The 23,852-nt window shown below is 55.9% G+C and carries 22 protein-coding genes; 17 read left to right on the forward strand and 5 right to left on the reverse strand.

All coding sequences use genetic code 11. From position 1 onward, the window contains the following. The first annotated feature begins 47 nt into the window (after window positions 1-47). Window positions 48-524: a competence protein CoiA gene (locus tag JNB88_RS09655; protein WP_220355264.1), complete on the forward strand. Its 477-nt coding sequence runs from the start codon at window positions 48-50 to the stop codon at window positions 522-524. Window positions 525-789: 265 nt separating this feature from the next. On the opposite strand, the gene JNB88_RS09660 is transcribed toward JNB88_RS09655, so the two are convergent. From JNB88_RS09660 to wrbA, 4 genes are all read right to left on the reverse strand, one after another. Further along, window positions 790-1,161 (reverse strand): response regulator transcription factor, encoded by a 372-nt coding sequence (locus JNB88_RS09660; protein ID WP_220355265.1) that lies wholly within the window; start codon window positions 1,159-1,161, stop codon window positions 790-792. Window positions 1,162-1,198: 37 nt separating this feature from the next. After that, on the reverse strand, window positions 1,199-1,864 hold the full coding sequence (locus tag JNB88_RS09665; protein ID WP_220355266.1) for a response regulator transcription factor: 666 nt from the start codon (window positions 1,862-1,864) through the stop codon (window positions 1,199-1,201). An 83-nt stretch (window positions 1,865-1,947) separates the two neighbouring features. Continuing rightward, a complete protein-coding gene (locus tag JNB88_RS09670; protein ID WP_220355267.1) occupies window positions 1,948-4,020 on the reverse strand; it encodes an ATP-binding protein in 2,073 nt (690 codons plus the stop codon). A 274-nt stretch (window positions 4,021-4,294) separates the two neighbouring features. Then, complete coding sequence (gene wrbA / locus JNB88_RS09675; protein WP_220355268.1) at window positions 4,295-4,924, reverse strand: NAD(P)H:quinone oxidoreductase; 630 nt, start codon at window positions 4,922-4,924, stop codon at window positions 4,295-4,297. Between the two features lie 302 nt (window positions 4,925-5,226). On the opposite strand from wrbA, the gene JNB88_RS09680 reads away from it, so the two are divergent. From JNB88_RS09680 to JNB88_RS09720, 9 genes are all read left to right on the forward strand, one after another. After that, the gene (locus tag JNB88_RS09680) at window positions 5,227-6,381 is read left to right on the forward strand and encodes a VOC family protein (protein WP_220355269.1); all 1,155 of its coding nucleotides are present in this window, start codon (window positions 5,227-5,229) and stop codon (window positions 6,379-6,381) included. A gap of 32 nt (window positions 6,382-6,413) precedes the next feature. Then, on the forward strand, window positions 6,414-7,532 hold the full coding sequence (locus JNB88_RS09685; RefSeq protein ID WP_220355270.1) for an iron-containing alcohol dehydrogenase: 1,119 nt from the start codon (window positions 6,414-6,416) through the stop codon (window positions 7,530-7,532). Window positions 7,533-7,546: 14 nt separating this feature from the next. Then, window positions 7,547-8,908, forward strand: a complete 1,362-nt coding sequence (locus JNB88_RS09690; RefSeq protein WP_220355271.1) for an amidase — start codon at window positions 7,547-7,549, stop codon at window positions 8,906-8,908. A 13-nt stretch (window positions 8,909-8,921) separates the two neighbouring features. After that, entirely contained in the window at window positions 8,922-9,350 is a 429-nt protein-coding gene (locus JNB88_RS09695) for a CBS domain-containing protein (RefSeq protein ID WP_220355272.1), read from the forward strand. A gap of 100 nt (window positions 9,351-9,450) precedes the next feature. Further along, window positions 9,451-10,071, forward strand: coding sequence for a glutathione S-transferase family protein (locus tag JNB88_RS09700; RefSeq protein WP_220355273.1), 621 nt, complete (start codon window positions 9,451-9,453; stop codon window positions 10,069-10,071). 103 nt (window positions 10,072-10,174) lie between these two features. After that, window positions 10,175-11,635, forward strand: coding sequence for a mechanosensitive ion channel domain-containing protein (locus JNB88_RS09705; protein ID WP_220355274.1), 1,461 nt, complete (start codon window positions 10,175-10,177; stop codon window positions 11,633-11,635). A gap of 201 nt (window positions 11,636-11,836) precedes the next feature. Continuing rightward, entirely contained in the window at window positions 11,837-12,484 is a 648-nt protein-coding gene (locus tag JNB88_RS09710; RefSeq protein ID WP_223217161.1) for a nitroreductase, read from the forward strand. 107 nt (window positions 12,485-12,591) lie between these two features. Continuing rightward, window positions 12,592-13,515 carry a LysR substrate-binding domain-containing protein gene (locus tag JNB88_RS09715; protein WP_220355276.1) on the forward strand — a complete coding sequence of 308 codons (924 nt, stop codon included), beginning with the start codon at window positions 12,592-12,594 and terminating at the stop codon, window positions 13,513-13,515. A gap of 533 nt (window positions 13,516-14,048) precedes the next feature. Then, the gene (locus JNB88_RS09720) at window positions 14,049-14,999 is read left to right on the forward strand and encodes a LysR family transcriptional regulator (protein ID WP_223217140.1); all 951 of its coding nucleotides are present in this window, start codon (window positions 14,049-14,051) and stop codon (window positions 14,997-14,999) included. Between the two features lie 25 nt (window positions 15,000-15,024). Here the strand turns inward: JNB88_RS09720 and JNB88_RS09725 are convergent, their stop codons facing one another. Continuing rightward, window positions 15,025-15,960: a LysR family transcriptional regulator gene (locus JNB88_RS09725; RefSeq protein ID WP_220355278.1), complete on the reverse strand. Its 936-nt coding sequence runs from the start codon at window positions 15,958-15,960 to the stop codon at window positions 15,025-15,027. Between the two features lie 221 nt (window positions 15,961-16,181). On the opposite strand from JNB88_RS09725, the gene JNB88_RS09730 reads away from it, so the two are divergent. The 7 genes from JNB88_RS09730 (at window position 16,182) to JNB88_RS09760 (ending at window position 23,851) form a co-directional block, all read left to right on the forward strand. Further along, a complete protein-coding gene (locus tag JNB88_RS09730) occupies window positions 16,182-16,769 on the forward strand; it encodes a flavin reductase family protein (RefSeq protein WP_220355279.1) in 588 nt (195 codons plus the stop codon). After that, window positions 16,769-17,203 (forward strand): ester cyclase, encoded by a 435-nt coding sequence (locus tag JNB88_RS09735; protein ID WP_220355280.1) that lies wholly within the window; start codon window positions 16,769-16,771, stop codon window positions 17,201-17,203. Before JNB88_RS09730 ends, JNB88_RS09735 begins: the two co-directional genes overlap by 1 nt. Beyond that, a complete protein-coding gene (locus JNB88_RS09740; protein WP_220355281.1) occupies window positions 17,200-18,801 on the forward strand; it encodes a 4-hydroxyphenylacetate 3-hydroxylase N-terminal domain-containing protein in 1,602 nt (533 codons plus the stop codon). Before JNB88_RS09735 ends, JNB88_RS09740 begins: the two co-directional genes overlap by 4 nt. Window positions 18,802-18,848: 47 nt before the next feature. Further along, complete coding sequence (locus JNB88_RS09745) at window positions 18,849-19,934, forward strand: maleylacetate reductase (RefSeq protein WP_223217141.1); 1,086 nt, start codon at window positions 18,849-18,851, stop codon at window positions 19,932-19,934. A 28-nt stretch (window positions 19,935-19,962) separates the two neighbouring features. After that, window positions 19,963-20,892 (forward strand): dioxygenase family protein, encoded by a 930-nt coding sequence (locus tag JNB88_RS09750; RefSeq protein WP_220355282.1) that lies wholly within the window; start codon window positions 19,963-19,965, stop codon window positions 20,890-20,892. A 74-nt stretch (window positions 20,893-20,966) separates the two neighbouring features. After that, a complete protein-coding gene (locus JNB88_RS09755) occupies window positions 20,967-21,275 on the forward strand; it encodes a YciI family protein (RefSeq protein ID WP_220355283.1) in 309 nt (102 codons plus the stop codon). Window positions 21,276-21,790: 515 nt separating this feature from the next. Further along, window positions 21,791-23,851, forward strand: a complete 2,061-nt coding sequence (locus JNB88_RS09760) for a PAS domain-containing protein (protein ID WP_223217142.1) — start codon at window positions 21,791-21,793, stop codon at window positions 23,849-23,851. Window position 23,852: the final 1 nt, after the last annotated feature.

The following is a 23,852-nucleotide window of genomic DNA, read 5'->3' on the forward strand; positions in this document are numbered from 1 at the left end:
CCGAGCTTGTGTCCCTTATGGCGCGCTCATGGCTGTTTGGAGATACAATGAAGTTCGCCTTTGTAGACGGAATCCGGCAGGAAGCGACGAGTGGGCTGCGCGGTAGCTGCCCAGGTTGTGGATCGCCGACGCTGGCTAAATGCGGCGTCAAGCGCTTGCACCACTGGGCTCATGTCAGCACGGCTGTTTGCGACCGATGGTGGGAACCAGAGACGGAACGACATCGAGCATGGAAAAACCAGTTTCCCGCTGAATGGCAGGAAATCCGTCATCTGACAACGGATGGCGAGGTTCACATAGCGGACGTCAAGACAGCGAGTGGAACCATTGTCGAGTTCCAGCACTCGGCGATCTCGCTGCACGAGAAATCGTCTCGAGAGGCATTCTACGACCCCCTGGTTTGGATCGCGGACGGCACGCGACTCAAACGAGACCTGCCGTCGTTCCGCCAGGAAATCACCACAACCGCCCCGTCGGCCGAGAGCAGGACCCGAGCTTGGGTCGGCGGCCAGATGGCTCAATAATACCCAAGGTGTGGCTCTAATGGGTAAGGACGAGACAATGGGCGCATGGGGAGAGCTGCTGCTTGAAAGGATGGATTTGGCTGAGGCAACGGGAAGCTGCGCCACAAGCACATCTCCGTCGTGATTTCCAGTTACAGTCGCCGCCTGCTGCGTATCCCCTCCCGATAAATCCCTTTTCACAACGTGTATTGCAAGTGATTTAAAAGGATAGCGTGTCAACGATCGAGTTATTCAGAACGCTCCCTGTAGGCGGAACGCCGCTTACTCAATGCCGGCTCTTCGTGGAGATGAAGGCGAGCAGGTCAGTGGAGTTGATGGGCTTTTCCAGAAATCCCGCTGCGCCCCCGTTTATGGCAGTTGCTTTGGTTCTGGTGTCAGCGAACGAAGTCATAATACATACTGGAGGTCCGCCTTGCCTTACCAGCGACTCCAAGAGCTGCAGACCGCTAGTGCCCGGCATTTTTAGGTCGGCGAGCACGCAATGCACATTACTCACATCACCGGAAGCGAGGAATTCATCCGCGGAGCTGTAGGTCTTGCTGTCAATGCCAATTGCTTCGAAGAAGTCGTGGAGTGACTCCAGAACAGACTGATCATCATCAACTATCGCGACCGTGGTGTAGGGCTTGGGGCGCATTGAACCTCTGGTTGTGGCGCTGTTGCATTGGGGTTGTCTATCTCTGTTGTCGAGAGGTTGGGACCCAGTTAATAAGTTCATATTGCCGAACCAAGTCGGCTAACGATTTGGCTTGCATTTTCCTCATCATACTGCCGCGATGAAGTTTCACCATTATTTCGCTGATCCCCAGTTCAAAAGCGATTTGCTTGTTCATCAATCCACTGGCGACCAGCCCGAATATCTGGGTCTCGCGGGGCGTAAGAGTCTGAGCACGCGATCGGACCTCAATGCGGTGGAGCCTCTCTTGTTGCTGATCCCGATCCAGGGAAAAGGCTGCCCTGATGGCATCAACCAGTTCAGTCGTACGGAGCGGTTTTTGGAGAAAATCCACCGCGCCGGCCTTCATCGCTGTTACGCTTGTCGCGACGTCACCGTAGGCGGTCATGAAGACTACCGGCAGGTCGAACCCATTGGCGCTCAGGGTCGCCTGGAACTCGATGCCGTCGACCCCGGGGAGCCGGACATCCAGGAGAACACACCCCGAGCTGGCTTTTGACGCCCTTTCAAAGAAGGAGGCCGCGTCCTCGAACGCTTCGGCCTCTATATCGAGGGATTGGAAGAGATCCAGAAGCGATAGCCGAAATTGGTGGTCGTCCTCGACGATGTGGACGACTTGCCGCGGCACCAGTTCGGGCTCGACGAATTTGGCAGCGTCTGCCATTGCGGGTCCTCCAACCGGAATTGATGGTAGATCAGCGCCCATTCTACCGCACATACCTCGCCGAACAAGTAAACCAACGTTTGTTATCTGTTTGCAATTCCACGCGAAACTGTTTCAATTGCAACTTCTCCCGTACCATCGACGATCGGCAACGTTACTCGAAACACGGCACCACGGGCTCCATCGTTTCCTGCCCAAATCGTGCCGCCGTGATCACCAATGATCGACCGGCAAATGGCGAGTCCCATCCCCATCCCGTCTGCTTTACGCGAGAAGAAGCCCTCGAAGATTTTGTCAATGTCATCGGCTTGGATGCCTCCTCCAGTGTCCCTGACGACGAGGGTTATGTTGTCGGCCGACTGGTTTGTCTCGACAGAAATTTCGCGGGTGCGAGAATTGTCGGCAGCAATCGCCTGAATGCCGTTGATCAAAAGGTTGACCACGACCTGCTGGAGCTGGACGCGATCTCCCAGAATGCGGGGAAGGCCACTGGCGAGCCTGGTGGTAATGGCTATGCAGTGTGTTTGGCTCTCCGATCGCACGAAGAGGACGGCCTCCCGCACGATATCGTTGATATCGACGAGATCTCGGACGGGGTCGGACTTTACCGCCATATCCTTTATGCGGCGGATCACCTCGTTCGCCCTATGAGCGTTCTCCATTATCCGCGCCATGATCGACCTCACCTTGGGAAGGTTGGGTTCCTCTCTACCCAACCAGCGCATTCCGGTGTCGGCGTCGGTGACGATGACTGAAAGCGGCTGACGTACCTCGTGCGCGATCGACGTCACCAATTCACCGAGAGCGGAAATTCGAGCGGCGTGCGCGAAATCGGCCTCGATCTTCCTCAGTTGTCGCTCGATACGACGCTGTTCTGTGACGTCGATCATCATGATCAGCGTTTTGTCCAACTTTTCTGGATATTGGGGAAAAGTAACGTAGAACAAAACGTCGATAAGCTCGCCGTCGAACGTCAGGATCTTCATTTCTTCGCTGTAATTTCTCTCGCCTCCGAAGTGGGCAACCACCACGCGAGCGGCTGCAGTGGGCGTGCCAGCAAAGAGATATGATACGTCCTGCAGGAACTCTTCTCGTCTGTGTCCTCGGAATAGACGCATCGCGCTGTCGTTTATCTCCGTGACAACGACTGCCTCGCTTGCGAAACGGACTAGGTCGGGTTGCGCCGCAAGGTAATCCTCGATGCCATCGACACCGGAGGACTTCAGGTTTTCGATGACGCCACTCATGACGCGAGCGTCCACCTGCCATACAGGAAGAGGGATGTTATCGATCAGGTTTCGATAGCGTTGTTCGCTTGCGGCGATTTCCCAATAAGCCTCAGGATCGCTCCACGATCCGGTCACGCTAATGGATATGAGCGAAGGGTGTTCGGCGCTAACGCGCCAGACGGTAAGCGTGTCTGCCCCGATGACTCGCCTGATGATCGGGGTGTCGCTCTCCGCCATTTGCAGCACAGTCAGCGTCATATCCAGCAGGGAATCCCTGTGGTTCTTTGGCCAGCAGCGATACGCGCTCTTTCCAATGACCGCGACTGGGGAGCTCTCGTTTGCAAACAGCTTGGCAGCGGTGAGGTTGAGATCTTCAATTCTTAGGTAGTCCGCCACAAGTCCTGGATCTATGGATGATAGATGGTTCGCTCCGCTTTGGGTGTTTCGAGTCATCTCAAGGAGCGCCGCAGTTGCACCCGATGCATCGATATTCCAGACAGCTACCCAGTCTTTTTGGATATCGACCGAGCGGCCGTCGACTGTGCGTGGATCTGCCCGGCGACCAAATTCGATCAAAAGGTCCTTTCCGTTGTGTTTGTCTCGATGAAACCGCACTCGAATTTCGACGAGCAGACGCACTCCGTCCGCCGAGCGGCGCTGGACCATACCCTGCCAGGAGCGTTTCCAGGCTATCTGGTCCAGTTCGGGAATATCGATTGACGCCCCAAACAACTCAGCCGATGTCCTTCCAACAGCCTCGGAATTCGCGACGCCATAGAGCAAGTGGGACGCCTCGTTCCAGTGAACGATGCGTCCTTCCGCGTCATAGATAACAATGCTTTCGCTGGACACGTCAGCAATTTCGACGGCTAAATTGTCCATGACGTGCCTTGTGGTATCGATCTCGGTGTTAGCTCTTCCGGCCATTACACCTCTTCAGTGGCCCGACCGGGGCCTGTACGTTCGCTTCGATCGGGTCATTCGGTTGGTTCCCTCGACGGTTTAAGTCGAAGCGAAAATTCGGTTGGTGTTGAGAAATCGTGAACGCAGTAGGATTTTCCGAGCTCGCCCATTGAGCGCCACATGGCAATGGCATAGCCGACGAGGCGAACGGACAATGATCTACCGTGACTGAAGATGGGTTTTAACATACCTATTCCGATCGATGACGATGCGCCGAGGGCGCATCGTCATCGCGTTGTCAGGCGGCTTCGCCTGGAATTTTTGTGTGAAGCAACCCGCGAGCCACGGAGGTGACGCGCCGACCTTGGAAACGTGCGACGGCCAGATGTTCGTCATCCGGCTTTAGGCTGTCGCGCGCGGAAACGTGTGTCGCGCCGTAAGGGGTGCCAGCCTTGAACATCGCGGGGTCAGCGTAGCCGAGCGGGACTATGATAAGTCCAAGGTGTGCCATAGGGGTATAGATGGACAGCAGCGTGGACTCATTTCCACCGTGGAGGGAAGAGGTGGAGCCGAAGACCGAACCAACCTTTCCATTGAGTTTACCCTGGAACCAAAGGCCGCCGAGGCCGTCGATGTAGGCCTTGAGTTCGGAGGAAATGGAGCCGAATCGGGTAGGTGTCCCGAACACAATGGCATCTGCCCATTCGGCGTCTGCTTCGCTCGGGGCTTCGTACTTCTCATTCATCGCGCGTGCGTTTTCACGCCAACCCGGCACCTGAGACATCACTTCGTCACCTACAAACTCGCGCGTGCGCCGCAGGCGAACCTCCGCACCCTCCTCGATCGCGCCTTGGGCGATCGCGTTTGCAAGGGTTTCAGTAGAACTGTTTCGCGAATAGAACGCGATCAGGACTTTAGGTTTCGACATAACGGCCTCCTGGTTACGGCTGTCAGCTCATGCCACAGCTTTGCCACCAAAAATGACGAACCCGAGCCAGAGTAAGAAGCCGTTAAAAGCCAGAATGTGCGTCCAAAAATTTGGACGATGCGCGCGGATTCGCGTGCTGCCCCATAGTCCGTCCTTCGCGGCAAGCGCCGTCCATGATTTTGGACGCTCCGTTTCGGCCGTGCCAGCTGTTGAGGAATTGATTGTAGTTCTAGGCTGCCCAGCAATCGAGCCAGGAAAGGCCGAGAAGGAACGATAATTCGCAAAGGTGGAACATGAACCAGATGGTAATTAGAGGCGTCAGCAGCCAAACTTTTGTTGCAGCCAATATCAAGCGCACGGAGGACTTCTATAGTAGGGTCCTCGGTCTGCCGGTCGTTAAGCGGACAGTTCACCATCATGACGCCCGTTTGCCGATTATCACCTTTGGGTTTCAAGCGTTCCATGGCGAGCCTCGACGCGGCGAAACCATCACCTATATCGAATGGAACCCTATTTTCTATATGATGCCCGACAAGGGCTTCATCGAGCAGGACGCGACGCGCGACGGTGTCGCTAATCCTCGCGTCGGCGATCCCAAAGGGCGATGGGGAGCCGGTACCAACCATCATCTTGCCCTTCACGTGCCGAACCGTGACGGCCTGCTGATGTGGAAGCGGAGGCTTTCAGATCACGGCGTACACGTTACAGGGCCCTACAACAGACACTATTTCCATGCGATATATTTGCGCGATCCCGATGGCGCAATTATCGAAATAGCGACGACAGAGCCGGGGTTCGGACATGATGAGGCCGTCCTCGGCTCAGGGTTCCGACCGCAACCCAAGGAAAACCAAATCGGCGGTCGTGACGAGTTGCAGGTTGCCGCCGAAACATGGCCGCAGCCGCTTCCACAGGTAACGTCCGACTTCGCTCTCCGCGGCTTCCACCACATCACGTCCATCTCAAGTGACGCAGAAAGAACCGAGAATTTCTTCGTGGAGAAGGTCGGCCTCAGACTCATCAAGAAAACCGACTATCTCGACGAAAAGGGTGGAACACATTTCTACTACGCTTGCGACGAGGATCTGTCGCCTGGCTCGGTGCTGACGTTCTTTGGCCTGCCTGGCTACAAGAGCGGCAGGCTTGGTACCGGACTTTCGCATCACTTCGCTTTGGAAGTTGAGAACGAGGACGCTCTTGCCCACGAATATGCGCGGTTCAAGAAGGTCGGGATCGACGTTTCGACGATTCAGAACACGGTATACGCGCGGCAGTTCCTTTTCCGTGATCCGGATGGCCATATCTGCGCGCTCTCCACTCCGAATCGCTTCTCGGTTGACGAAGACGCAGGCTATCTCGGTCAAAGGCTATGCCTCCCGGAGCGGCTTGAGAGTGAACGCCGTGAAATCGAGCGTCATATCGCGTACCGGCCCGCACCGGTCCCCGTGCTGCCGTAAGCGATGATGGCCCTAGATGGCAGGAGTGAAACATGCAGCAGCTTGATTTTCTACCGCAGGAAAAAGTCATCTGGGGCCGTCAGGTTCTTACCTCCGCCCTGGCAAAGCTTAATCATTACGGCATCGAGAGGCCGATATTGTTTACGGTCGAGCCGCTGGCTGGCTTAGCCAATGAAATAGCCGCGGCCATCGGCCCAGATGTGGTAGGGGAGTACCTGGAATTCCCGCCGCATGTCCCTGAGACCGCTGTCAACAATGCGCTTCGGGCGTGCGAAAGCACCGGGGCCAAATCGATCATCGCTCTCGGCGGCGGCTCAGTACTCGACGCTGCAAAGGCAGTGTCACACTTCAACCAGCGGCGTCATGGATTGCACCTCCCAATCGTCGCACTCCCGACCACATTGTCGGGCTCAGAGTTCTCACATTACTTCGGCGTTACCGAAACGGCAGGGGCGGTCAAGTTCAAGCGGAGTTATGCAGTTAAGGAAACAGCTCCGCGGGTCGTAGTTATCGACCCAGAACTAATACGAGGAACACCGCGCGGCCTACTACTATCCTCTGCCATCAAGGGGATCGATCATGCCGTTGAGGGAATGCGGTTGGTTGAGCCAGACCATCCGCACGCGGTACTCGCGGCGAGCGGCGTAGCTCGGTTCTTGGGTGTTCTTAATCGCTGGCCTTCGGGCGGCGAAACACAAAATGCGCTCGAGGCTGGATCAATCGCGCTGGAAGACTTGCTCCAACTTCAGTTGGCCGCCTGGCAATGCTACTTCTTTCCAGCTTCCGTAGTTTACGGTTTGAGTCATCGTATAGGTCACATCCTCGGCGGCACCTTCGGTGTTCCGCACAGCCTCACCTCGTGCATCACGTTGGCACCGGTCATCGAAGCCTGCGCACCATTCTACGGCGAGAAGCTCAGGGTTTTCAATGGTCGGGCGTCCGGACGCGAGGCCGCGTCCGTTCTCTCAAGAGACATTGGCGGAGTCGTCAGTTTGCTCGGCTTGCCTTCCAAGTTGAGGGAGGTCGGCTTCGAGAGAAAGATGCTCTCGCAGGTCGCCGAATTGCTAGTCGAAAACTATCCACGGGAGGTCGAGGACCTTGGCATCGATGCCCATGCCAAACTCGCCGCCCTGCTCGAAAGTCTCTGGTAAAGTTAGAAACCGACATGAACGACTCACTAGCCGGATTGCTTCAAGACTACGCTGCGGGGCGGCTACTTCCCTCGGGCGTAACTGACACGGCAATCGCGGTCGCCAAGGACTGCCGCGCCCAAATTCGTGCGTTTGCGGAAATCGACGAGCCGGGGGCTAGACTAGCTGCGGCCTTGTCTGACGATTACTATCGAAATCGAACGCCTCGAGCATTGGAAGGTATTCCTATTGGCGTCAAGGACCTGTTCGATACAGCTGGATTAACAACGCGATATGGCTCGCCGGCGTATTCAGAGAACGTACCTTCGACGGATGCCGAGGTTGTTCGTAGCCTGAAGCAAAGTGGGGCGGTTGTTGTTGGCAAGACAACAACGCATGAATTCGCCTGGGGTGTGACCACTGCAAGCGAGCGATTTGGTGATACGCTCAACCCCTGGGATCACAGTAAGATTCCCGGCGGTTCGAGCGGCGGGATGGCGGCGTCTATCGCCTATGGAGCTGTCAATGTGGGAATTGGCACCGATACAGGTGGGTCGGTCCGCATTCCCGCGGCGCTCTGCGGAGTTGTTGGTTTCAAACCCACCTATGGCCTCCTGTCTACACATGGTGTCTTTCCTCTTGCTCCGTCGTTGGACCACGTGGGAATTATGGGTAGGTCGGTAGGCGATACGAAGATGGTGGCAGCCGCCCTCGGCATTAGAAGCAACGATGCGCCGCGCGGTTCGCGGTATCGTGTGGGGATCGCGGTCAAGGCCACTGACCTGCCGATTTCGCGGGACGTCGAGATATCGTTCGAGCTGGCCCGGACTGTCCTTGAGCGGCATTATGAGGTGGTCGAAGTGGATGACCTCCCATCGTTCAAGCGAGGGTTTGAGGCGTTCGCGGGGATCGTGCTTGCCGAAGCCGGAATGGTCCATTTCAGCCGGCACGACAGAGAACATGTCCAGGCATCTTATGGGGCCGAGACCGCTAGTCGCCTTGCGTTGGCGGAAGAGACGACGATCGGAAACTACGCCGCCAGCCAACGCCTTCGCCGAGAGTTCGTCCGCAAGCTCGATAACGCAATGATAAATTGTGACTTTCTGGTTTTGCCAACCTGCCCGTGCTCCGCGCCGACACGTGGGACCGATCGGATTACGATTGGCAAATGGAGCGGCAGCATTCGAGAGGCGCTGATGATCTACACCGCGCCGTTCAACCTCGCCGGCACGCCAGCCCTCTCATTGCCAATGTCTCCGGCGCGTACGGATGGGATGCCAGTTGGATTGCAGATCGTCGCCGGGAGGGGGCGCGATGGAGAGCTTCTGGCTTTCGCCTCCGAGGTTGAGGCTCGACTAGGTTTCCGCGAGAGCCGCGTCGATCCTATGAAACGTTAAAGGGGAGGGCAAAATGTCTGTACTTGCGATTTTGATGGAGAAGGGCTGCCATGTCGTAACCGCTGCTGGCACCGATACGGTAAACGACGCGTGCCGCTTGCTACACTCGAACCATATCGGCGCGGTGGTCATCGTTGACCGGGAGAACCGTATAGAGGGCATATTCACCGAGCGGGATGTCGTCGCCGCGATCGCTCAGCGTGGTATCTCGTGCATGGAGATGCAGCTATCGGAGGTCATGTGGAGGAACGTATTTTCCTGCACGCGAACGACCAGCATCAACGGCCTGATGGAGATTATGAACGAACAAAAGGCACGACATCTTCCCGTAGAGCACGACGGTCGTCTGGCGGGCATCGTATCGATTGGTGATGCCGTCAGACACCATATCAGAGCCATCGAATACGAGGCCGAATACATTCGGTCATACATCGCCGGTTGAACTCAGGAGATCGAATACAAACGCAGATTTGATAGCCATACCTGTAGGTTAGGAGATAAAGTGTGACTCGTTGGATCAAAAAAGCGAGGGGACGCACGCGATGCTCAGACTCTATGACAGCCGTTATTCAGGCAACTCATGGAAGATTAGAATCCTGCTCAACCAGCTGAAGGTACCCTTCGAGAGACACACTCTCGACCTAGAGTCGGGCGAGACCAAAACCGACGATTTCTACAAGTTGAGCCGCTTCAGCCGCGTTCCTGTTCTGGAGCTCGAAGACGGGCGCACAGTGGTGGAGTCCGCTGCCATCCTACTTTACCTAAGCGAGGGTACACCGTACCTTTATGATGACCCATATCTTCGGTCGCAGGTGATCGGCTGGATGTTCTTCGAACAGGGAGATCTCCAGCGATTTCTTGCGATGGCCAGAGTCTATCATATTCGTGGATTGGCGGACAGAATGTCACAGCAGATCGAGCGACTGCATGCTGATGGCTACTTGGGACTTGAAAAATTGGAGCGCTGGCTAGCCAATCATGAATGGCTAGTGGGCGACCGATACACAGTCGCCGACTTGGCGGTTTTTACTTACGTTTCGCTGGCACATCAGGGAAAATATGAAATGGGCCGCTTTGCGGCCATCGAGGCATGGCTTGCGCGAGTGAAGGCGCAGCCGGGCTGGATCGACATATTCGATCAGAGCCCCTACCAATTGGTTTAATATCCTGGTCGCGCTCCAGAGGGTACGCTTTCGAGCAAAATCCTCTGAAAGGCGGCGGGATAGAGCGGATTTTCTGCGCACTGCCTGTCGAGTCGCGGCTCGAATGTTTCAAAATACCATTTTGCTTACTGCCTTTATCAATGTGCTCGGCATTGCGGGCATAGTCGTGTGGCATCTCCAGGGCCGATCTCGACCAAATGAGCGGCTCGTCACGCAGATCGCCTTCTTTCTGGCGATGACCGCGACGCTTGTCGCGGCGCGAATCATGCCTTTTCGGTTCGACGCACCACACTTGGACGGCGCGGGCTCACTCGTTGTTGTAGCCAAGATCCTTTGGTGGACGCATCTTTCTTGGGCCACGATCGGATTTGTCAGGATCTATATCGTGCTGGATGGGAGGCCGCGGGAAGCACGCCTTATACAGGATCTGCTGGTTGCTATGGTCTACCTCGGTGTGCTGTTGTCTGTCATGGCCTTCGTTTTTGGAGTGCCGATCGGGACCATTCTCGCAACGTCTGGCGTCTTCGCTATCATTCTCGGTCTCGCGTTGCAGAATACCCTCGGCGACGTTTTCTCGGGTGTAGCCCTAACTCTTGGAAGGCCCTACACAATTGGAGACTGGATATTGCTGCCTGACGGAACGGAGGGCCGCGTGGTCGCCAGCAATTGGCGTTCGACTTACCTTCTGACGGGTGCCCAGAATCTCGTAGTGATGCCCAACAGCGTGCTCGCAAAACAGGGGTTGACCAATGTTAGCAAGCCTGACGAAGCTCATCAGTTGGTGTTGGGGGTCCGAATTGTACCAACACACAACCCCGCGTTTTTGCTCCGCGTGATGCTGGATGCCCTCAGTAGTTGCAACAGCATTGTTCAAGAGCCGCCATCAAATGTATCTCTTATGGGCATCGATGCGGCCGCGGTCGACCTTCAACTTTACTTCAGGGTCACCAGCCTGGCTCAGCGTAGCGCCGCTAGGAACGAGGTCATCGACCTTATTTATAGGCATTGCAACGCCAACGGCCTTAGTTTGGCGACGCCGCTAGGAAGCCAGATTTCTCAAGCAAGCGAGATTGCCGCTCCTAAGGTCTCGGCCCTGACATTACTGCGATCCATGCTATTGTTTTCCGGTCTGTCCGAGGAGGAGATAAAGCTGATCGCCGCTGGAGCGACCGAGAAGAAACTGGCCCCGGGTGAGGAGCTGCTGCCAAAGGGTTCGATCTCCAACAAATTGCTTGTGATCCGGGAAGGCGTGGCTTTGCGCCGTGATCAAGGTGAGATCATTGCGAGGCTCGCGCCCGGCGATGCTCTGGGCGCGTGGGGAATCTTTGCTGGGCAGTCTGAGAAAAGCCAATCTGTGACACTGACTCCCGTCACCATCTACGAGATTGAAAGGGCAGTGTTCGACGACCTAGTAGCCAGCCGGCCGCATTTAGCGGACGAGTTGGTGAGACGACTACATCTACACGGATCACATGCCGAGGCAGGGTCGCCCCCTCCTAATCATGAAGATGGAAACCGCGCGCATTTGGTGCACGCGATACGCAATATGTTCATCGGGCACTAGCTGACGCGCCCTTGCCTCGGATGCTCGGACCCATCGTTCAAGTCGTTGGACCGTGCGTACAAGCACAGGAACTTCTAAAACTCGAAAGAGCGACTACTCTTCTCAACAGCTCAAAAAAACGAAAGGGGAGCTGTCATGCACGCTAATCTAAAGTGGGAAAGATCCGAAATTGACCGAGCGGCTGTCGTTGACCAGACAATGATGGAAAGGCGCGCTAAACGGGGCTTTCTAAGTACTCCCGTTCCTACCCAGACGGTTACCGACATCCTCAACGCGGCTCGCTTCGCTCCTAGCTCCAGTAATACCCAGCCTTGGCGGTGTTACGTGCTCACGGGTGATGCGCGAGATCGTATCACAGCCAAGGCAGTCGACATATTTCGGGCAGGTCCAGAAAAACTCGCACCGGAGTATCCATTTTTTCCACAGCCGTTGCATGACCCATTCATCGGTCGTTTTAATCTCTTCCGCGGCCAACTTGGCGATGCTGTCGGGGTTCCTCGGAGTGATAAGTACGGCAGGCTAAAGGACGTCGAGCGCCAGTTCAGATTCTTCGAAGCCCCCGTTGGTATGATTTTCACGATGGACAGAAAGCTAGAGTGGGCAAGCTTCATCTGCTACGGGTGTTTCCTGCAGAATCTGATGCTTGCGGCCAGAGCCAGAGGGCTGGATACGTGCGCACAGCAGATTTGGTCTCTGCAGCATCGACTGCTCCGAGAGGAACTGGGATTTCCAGAGTCGGACATGGTGGTCGCGGGTATGTCGTTGGGCTGGGCAGACGACGGCCTGCCCGAGAACAACATGGAAAACCACAAGCTGGCGATCGAAGATTTCGTTGAATTCGTGAGCTGAACGCGTCAGGTACTTGACGTCACACCACCATGCCGCCGATTAATTGGTCGTCGCGATGCGTCGCGAGGACCTTCTCGTGCTTACATGCGCCAAAGTGATAGGTACCAATGCTCGATCTCAAAGATGTTTACTTCTTTGTCCAAGTGGTGGATCGCGGGGGGTTTACCGCAGCGGGCGAAAGCCTCCGCGTGCCCAAGTCAACCCTTAGCCATAGAGTACGCGAACTTGAGGACTCCCTTGGGGTACGGCTGATCAACCGGACATCCAGGCAATTCGGAATGACGGATGTAGGGGCGGAATTCTATCAGCATGCACTCCAGCTTATTCAATCTGCAGACACCGCTGAGGAGTTCGTCCGCCAGAGGTTACATGAGCCAAGCGGAACGATCCGGATCACAACGGCAGTCGAGATTGCTCAATTCGCTCTTCGCGATGTCATTCCAATTTTCTTGAACCGATATCCGAAGGTGAGGATCGTTGAGATCGCAACCGATCGCTTGGTCGATATGGTTGCCGAGGGATTCGATCTAGCGTTGCGTGGCCATGTCGCATCCCTTCAGAACTCAACCTTGGTCCAAAGAGGGATTGCCAGTGTGCCATGGTATCTGTTCGCCAGTCCGGAGTATCTGCGCCAAGCGGGAGAAGTGGCCGATCCGGATAATCTTTCGTCACATTCAACGCTTGCGAACGACCGCCACGGGGCGCAGGTATGGCGGTTGAAGGGGCCGCTAGGTCAAGAGGTTGAAGTTCCCATAGAGCCACGGTTTCTCAGCAATAATATGATTGCCTTGAAAGAGGCAGCATGCGCCAACCTGGGTGTTGCTGCATTGCCGGGCTATATGTGCCGCGAGGACATAGAAGCGGGGAGACTCTGTCAGATACTCCCGGGGTGGATGGCTGCGGACGCCCGCATGAGCGCGCTGATTCCCTACAAGAGTGGGTTGCTTCCGGCAGTTCGGTCGCTCGTCGATTTTCTCGCGGTCGAGGTCCCCAAGGTGACGGCCTTTACGCCCCTAACAACCAGCCGATAGTACAAAGCGCTGGGCGGATATAGGCATACCTCAGTTCAATACCCACAGATTGCAGGTTGCACTACCCTCGCATCCGCCGGCTTATCCGGCGTGACAGCGCGTTTGACGTCTTTCCGGAAAGTTAGCGATGAAATTGCGGACGTGGGTTAAGCAAGCACTCCAATCCTGCGCACTCATCGCGGGGTCCGGCGTACCACTCACAACGATCTTTCTCTCCGAGGTCCGCGGTTTCTCTGGAGAATACCTCGCAAAGACGCTCCAAGCCCTAGCACGCACCGAGGTGTTGGTAGGTACCCCGGTCTGGGGGGAGGCTACCAACTCAGTAGAGGCGCGCGACATCACCATTCTTGAGATCCTTGAAGCTATCGAAGGCCCGTCGGACAGTTTTAGGCCTAACGGTCGCCAGCGATCTATCAGCGGATCGCGAAACCGAGCTATAAATCTGCGTGTTGGACGACTTGGTGGCAACCGGTGCTCGCCGGAACCAGCATCGAAGACTTAGTTGTTTAGGGGGAATCCAAAATGCAAGCTCTATGCTGCCGGAGATTGGAGGGGTCGCGTTGCAAGGTCTCCTAAATGAGACCGCGGGCTTGCTCGCGTTTTGTCGGACCGTCGAGACGGGATCGTTCACCGCGGCAGCGCTTAGCATCGGAACGAGCCCCTCTTCGGCCTCAAAGGCTGTGTCTCGGCTTGAGGCGATGCTTGGTGCTAAGCTCTTTCGCCGCACCACACGGACCCTGAGTCTGACACAGGAGGGCGAGGCGCTCTTTCGACGGGTTCGGCCTATCCTCACGGAGATCGAACAAGCTGGCGATGCCGTTCAAAGCAATCAAAACACGTCGGGTCACCTGAGGGTCAGCTTGCCCGGCGAATTCGGCCGACAGCTTCTTGCGCCGATCTTCGAGAAGTTCATGGCCGTGCATCCGAGTATATCGCTGCAACTGGATATGACTGACCGCCATTCGGATGTCGTCCGCGACGGTTACGATGCGGCGTACCGAGTAGGCTATACAGACCAGAATTCGCTTGTTTCGCGCACGCTGACGCAACTGGAAATGGCCGTGGTAGCGGCCCCTTCGTTTGCGGCAAACCCGGACAAGGCTGCGACCACGGACGCACTGCGCGAGCTACCCTTTGCGCGGTACTCAATCGGGGGGCGAGCTTATCCCGTACGGTTTGCTGACGGCACGGAGTTTGTCCCAAAAGGCCGATTGGATCTTGATACAGCTGTGGCAATCCGACAGGCGGTAAAATCCGGGATTGGGCTCGGGTATGTGATCAGATTGATTGTGCAAGAAGATCTGGCTCGCGGATCCCTCGTTGAAGTGGTTCCATCGACAATCCTCAAGCCAATGCCTTTCCAGGTGCTCCATGCGTTGGGCAGAATGCCCACACATCGATTGCAGGTGTTCACCGAATTCATCGCCGAGACTGTTAGAAGGCTTCAAAAGAGCGACCGTGCGAATGGGTCATCGTTTTGCTGACCCGATAGCGGCTGCGTGTGTTTGATCAGCCAATGAGCGCGGTACCTGCTTGAATTTTGGCCGCCGTTTCTCGCAAGCAGCCGCGCAGCCAACAGTGTGCGAGATTACTGGTATGTCTCGGGTGCCAGAACATACGCTCATGAATATCAGGCAACGCAACGGGCGGCTCCACGCCGATGACGCCGGACACGCCCAGCTCGGATATAGCCCGTTCCAGTACCAAGGTGATTAAATTGGTTCGCCGCAGGAGGAATGGAACCAGCACAAAGCTTTCAACGGTTACCGCTATTCGGCGACTAACACCCTCACGCGCCAGATGCTGATCGGCTAAGTTGAGTTGTCGATCGGGGCCAATGCCGTATGCGAGATGGGGCGAGTTCAGGAATGCCTCCATGGAGATCTTCCCTGGCTTAGCGAAGACCTTACTTTGGGAATCAGCTGCGCACAGCCATCGGTCGCTGAGAAGAGGTTCGGAGGGAAAGTCGCTATCCGGCAGAAGCTCGCTGGGTTCAATTACGACGTCCGCCAGATCCTCGTGGAGCATCCTTTCGGGATCGTGCGAGCGTGGTATGAGGTGAAGTGTGATATGCGGTGCTTCGGCCTCAAGACGCTTCACCAGCGGGCCAAGCAAGACGAGAACTGCATAGTCCGAGGCGCTTATCGTGAAAGTTCTCGCATCCTGGCGGGGATCAAATCCCCCTTGCTGCATCAGAGTTTGCTGAACTTTGCTCAGAGCATCTTTGAGAGGCTCAATCAAATTCTGTGCGTTTTGGGTTAATGCAAGCTGGCGTCCGACACGCACCAACAGCGGGTCATGAAACAAGTCTCTCAAACGGCTGAGAGCCGCGCTCGTCGCCGATTGACTTAGCCCGACAACCTCACCCGCGCGACTGACGCTCTTTTCTCGAAGAAGCGCGTCGAGAACCACAAGCAGGTTTAGATCGACGCCACGTAGGTTCATAGATTGTCCTCCAGATGTATCGATACGCTGGATAGATGAGTTCCGAATAATCGATTGGACACATTACGACAGAACCGTAACATCGCTGTCAACAAAAAATAAAATAACGGGGAACGCAAAGCTTGCTGCTTCGTAAAGATGAAGCACAATTGGCGTTCTGAAGCGCAATTCTTTGTTTTTAGCAAGTGCAAGTTAAGTAATGCTTGCGCCAAGGAGGAAATATGCGTGATTTAGACGAAAGAACGCACTCATTTCAGTGTGGAGACGCTTTGGATGTACTTCAAAAGTGGGAACTTAACTCTGGGCCAGAGGCACTGGCATTCCGTTCGGCAATGCGCAAATTCGTGGGTGGCGTGACGGTCATCTCAACGCTCCACGAGGGGCGTCCGTGGGGAATGACCGTGAGCGCTTTCAGTCCGGCGTGCATGGATCCACCCATGCTAATTGCATGCGTAAATCGAGAAACGGTCACTGCGAGCGACATCACCCGGGATCCGCGGTTCGCGGTCAACATCCTTAGCGACGAGCAGGTCGCAATCTCCCAATTCTGCTCACGACCGCGTGAGGACAAATTCATCGAAGCCTTCGTTCTTCCATTCGAGGAAGTCCCTGACACAGTCCAGATGCCAGTGTTGAGGAATTCACTCATCACGTTCGACTGTAGGGCCAATACGACCTTCGTTGTGAACAGTCACCTCGTTCTTCTTGCGCAGGTTCGGGCAGTGCTTGCACCCTCCTCGAAAAAGCCGCTTCTCTACGGCGAGGGGCAGTACATGCAGGGCGTCTCAATAAAGATGGCGGCCGCGTGATGAACGCCGCCACGAATGCAACCGAACTCGTCGAGGCTCTCTACGTTGCCTACAACAGTCACCGGATGGGAGATGTTGCGGCATTCTATGCAGTAGGCGCAACGCATGAGGACATCGCGCATGGGCGTCCAAAGGTAGGCGCACAGGCTATTGTCGAAGGGCTTCAGAAATTTCTCGGCTGGTTTCCGGACGCGGCATGGAAGCTCGAGTCGATCATTACCGACACCAACGAGAAAGCTGCGGTGCAGTACACGCTGACTGGCACCTTGTCAGCCGCACTGGGACCGATCGTGCCTCGTGGCCAAAAAATCTCACTCCGTGGGCTTATGGTTCTCACACTCGAGGACGGAAAAATCTCGCGCAGCGAAGACTACTGGGACGCAACGACGTTCCAGAAACAACTGAACTCCAACACTCCAGAGGATAGATCATGAGAACGGGTAAAGAATACCTCGAGTCGCTACGCGACAACCGAAAAGTCTACGTCGGCGGAGAATTAATTGACGACGTAACGACACATCCCAAGACGCGTGGCTACGCCAATGCAATTGCGGAATACTACGACCTTCATCTCGATCCGGCCAACCAGGATATCGCGACGTTTATCGACGAGAAGGGTAATCGTCAGTCGATGCATTGGTTCCTTCCCCGCACCAAGGAGGATGCTGTCCGTCGCCGCAAATACGCCGACTTTATTTTCCGCCACTTCAAGGGCGGTATCTTCACCCGTCCGCCGATGGGAATGAATTGCGTGATGTTCACCCAGGTCGACGATCAGCAGCCGTGGGCTGACAACTCTATTTTCAAGAACGGTCATCGCGATCTCTCGGGCAACATTCAACGCCAATGGGAGGAGGTGACCAGCAAAGACTTAGCCATCTCCCCGATGTTCGTCGACGTCCAATTTGATCGGGGCCGCGTCGAAGCGCTCGGCGAGACCCCGATGCTTAGTATCGTGGAAGAGCGCGATGATGGCATCCTGGTAAGGGGCTGGAAGGCCATCGGAACATCAGTTCCCTTCGTCAACCATATCCTCATTGGCAACTTGTGGCGACCTGGCCAGACAGCAGAGCAGACGGTCTATGCGCTGGTTCCGATCGCTACCAAAGGCATCTCCGTCGTCGCCCGTGAATCTCGCGTTCAGCCAAACGCGGATCCGTATGATCGTCCGCTGGCGACGATCGGTGACGAACTGGACGCGATGGTCTACTTTGACGACGTCCTGATCCCTTGGAGTCAGGTCCAACATATCGGAAACCCCGAGCATGCGAAGTGGTACCCGCAGCGTCAGTTTGATTGGGTCCACCTGGAAACGCAGATCCGCCACTGCGTTCATGCCGAACTAATGGTTGGCCTCGCGCTATTGCTCACTCAATCCCTGGGAACGAGCAATAACCCAGTCGTCCAGTCCCAGCTCGCCGAACTGATCAGATTCCGCGAAACGTGCACGGCGTTTATGCTCGCGGCTGAGGAAACAGGGTTCGCCACCCCTGGTGGGCTTTTCAAGCCGAACAACATCTATATCGACTTTGGGCGAGCACATTATCTCGAGCATCAGCCTAAGATGGTCAACATGCTGATCGAATTCTGCGGCCGGGGTATTGTCCTTCAACCGACAAAGCGAGAACTCGACGATCCGTACATTGGCCCCAAGCTGGCAGAGGCGCTGCGCGGTGCGGAAATCAGCGCGCACGATCGCATCAAGATCTTCCGCCAGATAAGCGAGCGTTTCCTTACGGAGTGGGGTACTCGTCACGAGATGTTCGAAAAGTTCAACGGCACGCCTCTGTATCTGATCAACCTACTCACTCTCCAGCGAACTGAGTATCACGTTGATGGTCCACTTACTGCGCTGGCACGGGAGGTTCTCGGTTTCGGTGACACGGCGGAACTCGGGAAACGTGCACAGGAGGCCGAGAAGAACGCTCACTATGCCAACGTGCGCTTCCAACCGGAATATGCGCGGGCGCAGGACGTTCACGAGGGTTACATCACTTCTCCAGGCGAGCGCACAAGCGTCAACGCCGCCTGATGAAGACCGTGCTGGCGCACCGTTGCGCCGGCACGGAACCTCTATTGATGAGCATCACCCGGAACAAGACAATGTACTCGTTCACGTATAACGCTTCTTCCACTCGGGTCTTGTTCGGCACCGGGACGGTGAGCGAACTCGGAATCGAATTGGAGCGGCTCGGACTCAAGCGTGCGCTGTTTCTCGCCACGCCAGGGCAGGAGGGGTACGTTAGGCGCTGCGCTAGTTCGGTAGGGGCAGTCGCCGCCGGTGTTTTCGCCGATGCGACGATGCATACCCCAGTTTCGGTTACGGAGGATGCCCTGCGAGTAGTTCGAGATCTGGACATTGACGGAGTTGTTGCGATCGGCGGCGGCTCTACGACAGGACTTGGCAAGGCGATCGCTTGGCGAACGGACCTCCCTCAAATCGTCATCCCTACGACCTACGCCGGGTCCGAGATGACGCCAATCCTGGGCGAGACAGCTGACGGTCGGAAGGTTACGAGGTCCGATCCGCGGATTCAGCCCGAAACTGTCATTTACGATGTGGAACTGACCAAGACGCTTCCTCGTGGGGCTGCCGTGGCCAGCGGGATGAATGCGATGGCACACGCCATTGAGGCCCTCTATGCGGAAGATCGAAATCCAGTCGTAAATCTGATGGCTCTCGAGGCGATCTCGGCCTTGTATGGCTCCTTGCCGCAAATTGCGGAAAGTCGCGATGACGAAGATGCTCGAGCAAAAGCGCTCTACGGTGCTTGGTTGAGTGGTATTTGTCTTGGGTCGGTCTCGATGGCTCTTCATCACAAGCTATGTCACACGCTTGGCGGGATGTTCGATTTGCCGCACGCCGAACTACATGCCACGCTGCTTCCCCACACGTTAGCATACAACAGTCCGGCTATTCCCGAGGTCGTAGAGAAGTTGTGCGGGGTCTTCAACCAGCGCGATCCCGCTCAGTCGCTCTACGAATTCAATCAGCGGCTCCGGATCAAAACCACTCTGGCAGACCTCGGTATGGCCAAGGATGGCATCGAACCTGCTGTCGATGCTGCCCTTTCGAAGCCATACAAAAATCCCAGAGCTCTCGAACGAAATTCGCTGATCGCATTACTGAGACGTGCCTATACCGGAAATCATCCGGCACCGTAGGTTTAAGCAGCTGAAGTTGGAGGACACAATGGATACGAGAACGACTGCGACAACAACTGCGACAACGCAAGATGCACGCTTTCTTACCGAGGCGAATTCTGTTGCGACAGTAAATGCGCGCATGGGCTCAGAAGTGAGCCCGCGGATGAAACTGGTAATGTCGGCGGTCGTGGAGCATCTCCACGCGCTGACGAAAGAGATCGAGCCAACACACGATGAGTGGCAACAGGCAATCGAATTCCTGACGGCAGTGGGCCACAAATGCACAGACTGGCGACAGGAGTTCATCTTGCTCTCCGACATACTTGGTGTGTCAATGCTGGTCGAAATAATCAACAGCCGCAGACCGTCGGGTGCCACCGAAAACACCGTTCTTGGCCCGTTCTACGTGCCTGCAGCGCCTCGCTACGAAAACGGCAAAAATATTTGTCTTGATGGGAAGGGAGACCGGCTGATCGTCAGAGGAAAGGTTACAGATCTACAAGGAAAACCGATAGCTGGAGCTCTCGTCGATGTCTGGCAGACAAACAACGATGGCTTCTATGACGTCCAGCAAAAAGATATTCAGCCTGACTGGAACCTACGTGGCGTATTTGCTGCCGAGCAAGACGGCACCTATTGGTATCGGTCTACAAAACCGAGATTCTACCCTATTCCGGATGATGGGCCCGTTGGGCAGCTTTTGGGGCAGTTAGACCGCCATCCAAATCGGGCTGCCCATATACATTTTATCGTTAGCGCGCCGGGTTACGATCCCGTAATCACGCATATATTTCCGGACGACTGCCGATATCTCGACGAGGACACAGTCTTCGGCGTTAGGGAAACACTCATCGCCAAATTCCAGGAGGTCCGCTCAACCGACGACGCCACGAAGTTGGGCTTGCAAGACCTTGACGAGCGCCTCCCATACTACTTCGTCAACTGGGACTTCGTTCTCACGCCAAGCGCGATGTAACCCGCGTCCCCAACATACAGAATCTGGCACCAATCGAGCGCTCATCGTGTTCCGAACGGCGATGAGCCTCCCACATGGCATTCCAGCACAGGGGCTTCGTTATGCTTGCTATTCGTATTGCCACTTCAAATCCAGACATGGAGCATGAGCGGGACCAGCATATGAAAAGGCATAGGCACCACTTACGTTCGGCCACTTTCAAAATCGTCCTATCTGGACCGGTATTCGATAAATTCGGCAGCCAGAACGGTGCGGTGGTATTAGCGGAGGTCGACGATTTGGTGGAGTTACAAACCTTCAGCGATAGCGATCCCTTCGTGGTTCATGGTGTCTATCGAGAAGTCACTATTTCCAGATGGTCAGCGACAATCGATAATCGCTAGCGTTATGTACAGTGCACATTGGACTGGTGGGTCGCGTCGGCGACTCGCGAGCGGGTGCCGTGCCGGGCTCTTGATGTGTAGGGAATTTGTACCACGCGCTGTTCGCAAGCGTGTGCCAGACCTGTCAGCGAAGCCACTTATGAGCTCGCAATTTGAGTCGCTTCCGTTTCGGAAAGTGTGACCGAAGGCTCCCCATCTCCTCTGCGATCTGCTACCTTGCAATCCTGACCGTCAGCGCAGCGTGATGGTGTTTTTTTGCCAATTGAACGCGGCTGAGGGCCATGCCACGAAATACAATGCAGTCGGTAACCCGGCTTGGCGGTTTGTCCCGTCGTCAGCGAGTTGTTCTAGCTATCGCCCTCGGACTTTCGTTAGGTGTCGTTGTCTTGGTTTTTGCCGGGACAACACTGGGCTTTCTTCCCGTCGTCGCCACGGTGCTTGTTTCGGTCCGAGGTCGAATTCTGCGGAGGATGCAATTTGGTATAGTCGCTGCACTCCTCAGCTGTGTGTTAGCGATGATATTTGTTGGACATGAGCCGGGAGTCATAGACGTATCGCTGCTGTTTGGCGCGTCGCTCTGCCTGGCTTTGGCGTTGAAGTGCGTCTCAGCAGGCGAATCCATAGGTCAGGCGCGTGACGCTGCTGCGGTGCTTCGGGACGGAGAGGTGGACTTGCTCGAGATCGTGAATTCAGTCCCCAGCAATCTATGGAGGTTGGGACCTGATGGCGAGCCGACGTTTTTCAACAGGCCGATGGTCGAGTTTCTGGGGATAGACGTCGATGCGTTGGATCAACCGGGCGCTAGTCGCCTTGATGCAATGATTCACCTCGCAGTCCATTCTGACGACCGCGCGAGGTTCCGCGCCGAACTTGTGCAATCGATATCTACAGGGCAGGCTTTTTCAGCTGACTATCGGCTTCGCCGGCACGACGGAATATATCGCTGGATGTCGAGCAGAGCCGCCGCGTTACATGATCACAATGGACGCATTGTGCAGTGGAGCGGCCTCTGCCTTGATATTGACGATCAGGTTCGGACGGAAGAGGCGCTTAAACGGAGTGAGTGGCACCTTCAGCAATTGATCGACGTCATTCCGGTCCACGTCTGCAGTTGGACGCCCGAGGGCGAACTTCTCTATGTCAGCAGGCGGTACTTGGACGAACTCGGATTATCGACCGCCAATCTTGCAGAGCTCGTCAAGACGGCTCTGCAATATGTCCATCCGCGAGATGTTGGAATAGTAGGGGCGGTATTGCGAGGCATCGAGAACGGTGAGGCGTTTTCCGTGAAGTATCGCCGGAGGATTCCTGGCGGCGGTTACCGGTGGACAGATGGCCGGTTCGAGCCTCTCCGCGACGGCAATGGGCACATCACGGAATGGTTCGGGCTCTTGATCGATGTAGATGACGAGATGGCGGTTCAGGAAGGCCTGCGAGAAAGCGAGCGCGCACTGAGGGAACTCGTCGAAACCCTTCCGACGATGATCTATTGCGCCACGCCAGAAGGAATGCCGATTTATCGCAGCAGAAAGCTCCAGGAATTCCTCGGCTTTGGAATCGAGGACAAAGATGGCATTCGTGAATCTCGACTGGAGGGAACGCTCGATGCGATCATCCATCCTGACGACCTTGATCTTGTGCGGCAGCGCTACGGGCATTCACTGCGCTCTGGCGAGCCTTACGTGATGAAACATCGGTTAAGGCGATACGACGGAAAGTATCGCTGGGTCGAAACTCGCACAGCGCCTATGCGCGATGCCGAGGGCACGATTGTTCAGTGGAATGGCGTCTGTGTCGACATCGACGACTGGATGCGCGATCAGGAGCAACTTGGCCTTGCCCAACGAAACCTCGAGCGCGCCAGCCAGGCGGCCAGTCTTGCCGAGCTGACTGCTTCGATAGCCCACGAGGTTGGGCAGCCCCTCGCAGCTATTGTCTCGAGTGCGGATGCAAGTCAACGTTGGCTTACAGCGGATCCGCCAAATGTTGAGCGCGCACTCAAAGCTCTGGAACGGGTGGTACGGAGCGCGGAGACGACGACCGATGTTTTCAAGCGCGTGCGTGCACTTTTCAAACACAGCAACGAGGCCAGGCAGCCGAGCTCTATCGAGCGGGTCATCAGTTCAGCGCGCGAATTGCTAGTGGAAGAGGCGGTCCGCAGAAATGTGCTGCTGGACGTGACGATAGAACCAAATCTACCGAGCATTTCACTCGACCGCGTGCAGATTCAGCAGGTCCTTGTCAACCTAATACGAAACGGCTTGGAGGCCGGACATAACGGCGCTGGCCGAGCAAGGCTCTCGATTGATGCCCGCCGGGAAGGGGATGCCGTAAGGGTTGAAGTGCGCGATAGCGGGCCGGGACTGGCGTTCGCCGAACGAGTGTTTGAACCATTCTTTACGACGAAGTCGGATGGCATGGGGATGGGCCTTGCCATCTGCAAGTCGATTGTTGAAGCTCATGGCGGGCGGCTGTGGGCGGAGAAGGCCGAACCGACGGGAGCTGCGTTCGTCTTCACTTTGCCGCTAGGCCTCGCCGTGTCGGAACCAAAGCAGGAACTGTTGGGCCAAGCATAGA

The organism is Rhizobium cauense (assembly GCF_019511525.1).
GTDB classification, from domain to species: Bacteria; Pseudomonadota; Alphaproteobacteria; order Rhizobiales; family Rhizobiaceae; genus Rhizobium; species Rhizobium cauense.

What these genes read in the sequence shown, in the direction of transcription:
- JNB88_RS09655 (WP_220355264.1), top strand. Translation starts at nt 48, where the DNA reads ATGAAGTTCGCCTTTGTAGACGGAATCCGGCAGGAAGCGACGAGTGGG.
- JNB88_RS09660 (WP_220355265.1), bottom strand. Translation starts at nt 1,161, where the DNA reads ATGCGCCCCAAGCCCTACACCACGGTCGCGATAGTTGATGATGATCAG.
- JNB88_RS09665 (WP_220355266.1), bottom strand. Translation starts at nt 1,864, where the DNA reads ATGGCAGACGCTGCCAAATTCGTCGAGCCCGAACTGGTGCCGCGGCAA.
- JNB88_RS09670 (WP_220355267.1), bottom strand. Translation starts at nt 4,020, where the DNA reads ATGGCCGGAAGAGCTAACACCGAGATCGATACCACAAGGCACGTCATG.
- wrbA (WP_220355268.1), bottom strand. Translation starts at nt 4,924, where the DNA reads ATGTCGAAACCTAAAGTCCTGATCGCGTTCTATTCGCGAAACAGTTCT.
- JNB88_RS09680 (WP_220355269.1), top strand. Translation starts at nt 5,227, where the DNA reads ATGGTAATTAGAGGCGTCAGCAGCCAAACTTTTGTTGCAGCCAATATC.
- JNB88_RS09685 (WP_220355270.1), top strand. Translation starts at nt 6,414, where the DNA reads ATGCAGCAGCTTGATTTTCTACCGCAGGAAAAAGTCATCTGGGGCCGT.
- JNB88_RS09690 (WP_220355271.1), top strand. Translation starts at nt 7,547, where the DNA reads ATGAACGACTCACTAGCCGGATTGCTTCAAGACTACGCTGCGGGGCGG.
- JNB88_RS09695 (WP_220355272.1), top strand. Translation starts at nt 8,922, where the DNA reads ATGTCTGTACTTGCGATTTTGATGGAGAAGGGCTGCCATGTCGTAACC.
- JNB88_RS09700 (WP_220355273.1), top strand. Translation starts at nt 9,451, where the DNA reads ATGCTCAGACTCTATGACAGCCGTTATTCAGGCAACTCATGGAAGATT.
- JNB88_RS09705 (WP_220355274.1), top strand. Translation starts at nt 10,175, where the DNA reads ATGTTTCAAAATACCATTTTGCTTACTGCCTTTATCAATGTGCTCGGC.
- JNB88_RS09710 (WP_223217161.1), top strand. Translation starts at nt 11,837, where the DNA reads ATGGAAAGGCGCGCTAAACGGGGCTTTCTAAGTACTCCCGTTCCTACC.
- JNB88_RS09715 (WP_220355276.1), top strand. Translation starts at nt 12,592, where the DNA reads ATGCTCGATCTCAAAGATGTTTACTTCTTTGTCCAAGTGGTGGATCGC.
- JNB88_RS09720 (WP_223217140.1), top strand. Translation starts at nt 14,049, where the DNA reads ATGCTGCCGGAGATTGGAGGGGTCGCGTTGCAAGGTCTCCTAAATGAG.
- JNB88_RS09725 (WP_220355278.1), bottom strand. Translation starts at nt 15,960, where the DNA reads ATGAACCTACGTGGCGTCGATCTAAACCTGCTTGTGGTTCTCGACGCG.
- JNB88_RS09730 (WP_220355279.1), top strand. Translation starts at nt 16,182, where the DNA reads ATGCGTGATTTAGACGAAAGAACGCACTCATTTCAGTGTGGAGACGCT.
- JNB88_RS09735 (WP_220355280.1), top strand. Translation starts at nt 16,769, where the DNA reads ATGAACGCCGCCACGAATGCAACCGAACTCGTCGAGGCTCTCTACGTT.
- JNB88_RS09740 (WP_220355281.1), top strand. Translation starts at nt 17,200, where the DNA reads ATGAGAACGGGTAAAGAATACCTCGAGTCGCTACGCGACAACCGAAAA.
- JNB88_RS09745 (WP_223217141.1), top strand. Translation starts at nt 18,849, where the DNA reads ATGAGCATCACCCGGAACAAGACAATGTACTCGTTCACGTATAACGCT.
- JNB88_RS09750 (WP_220355282.1), top strand. Translation starts at nt 19,963, where the DNA reads ATGGATACGAGAACGACTGCGACAACAACTGCGACAACGCAAGATGCA.
- JNB88_RS09755 (WP_220355283.1), top strand. Translation starts at nt 20,967, where the DNA reads ATGGCATTCCAGCACAGGGGCTTCGTTATGCTTGCTATTCGTATTGCC.
- JNB88_RS09760 (WP_223217142.1), top strand. Translation starts at nt 21,791, where the DNA reads ATGATATTTGTTGGACATGAGCCGGGAGTCATAGACGTATCGCTGCTG.